At 73.9% G+C, this 821-nt stretch carries 1 pseudogene; it reads right to left on the reverse strand.

From position 1 onward, the window contains the following. Positions 1 to 821: pseudogene (locus tag GPA_RS19290) on the reverse strand (molybdenum cofactor biosynthesis enzyme); the annotation flags it as partial.

The raw sequence follows: 821 nt of genomic DNA on the forward strand, positions 1-821 counted from the left end.
CCCGCACGCCCCAGCACATCCCGACAGCGGTCGAGCAGGCCGCCGGCCCTGCCCTTCACCTCGGCCGTGAGCGGGCCCAGTTTCGCGCGCGCCCTCTGGTACTCCTCGGCGGCCTGCGCCACGGCCTCGTAGTGATACTCGAAGCCGTTCTCGATGGACGTGGAGGCGGCGGCCACCTTCCCCATGCTCGCGGCGGTGAAACCGCAGGCGGGGCATGGGGCGTTCCCGCCTGCCTCCATCTGGGCGATGGAGGCCGCACCCGCCGCACCGCCCGCCCCGGGGCATCCGGGCCAGGCGTGCACGACCAGGTTCCCGGACCCGTCGACCGTCGTCGGGTAGACCGCCTCCGTGTACAGCGCCGTCCCGCGCATCTCGTCCGTGTTCTTCGGCAGGTGCGGGAAGCGCGCGTCGAACGAGTCGGCGCTCTCGCGCACGTAGCCGCGCCCCGCTTCGTCGGCCGCATAGGCGTAGAAGCGCTGGCGCAAGGCCGACCGGGCCCGCTCCTCCGTCGACGAGCCCTCGGGGGCCTCCACGGCCAGGCGGCGCGCATAGTACGCGCGGGCGCGGTCGAGCGCCACCGAGAACGACCAGGCATCGACGCTCGCATAGCGCGGGTTGTCCGCCCCGGCCATGCCGGCCAGCGTGCGGGCGCGCTCGCTCATGCAGTACGACGGGTCGTCGCCGCAGTCGCGCAGGAACGCACGCTCCTTCCAGGCATTCGCCTCCCGAGCCGCCTCCTCGGCGTCCGCAGCGGCCTGGCGGATACCGTCCGCCTCGCGCTCGGCATCGTCCACCAAGCCCTCTGCGCCCTCCACGGCGCC

This window comes from Gordonibacter pamelaeae 7-10-1-b, from assembly GCF_000210055.1.
Taxonomy (GTDB): domain Bacteria; phylum Actinomycetota; class Coriobacteriia; order Coriobacteriales; family Eggerthellaceae; genus Gordonibacter; species Gordonibacter pamelaeae.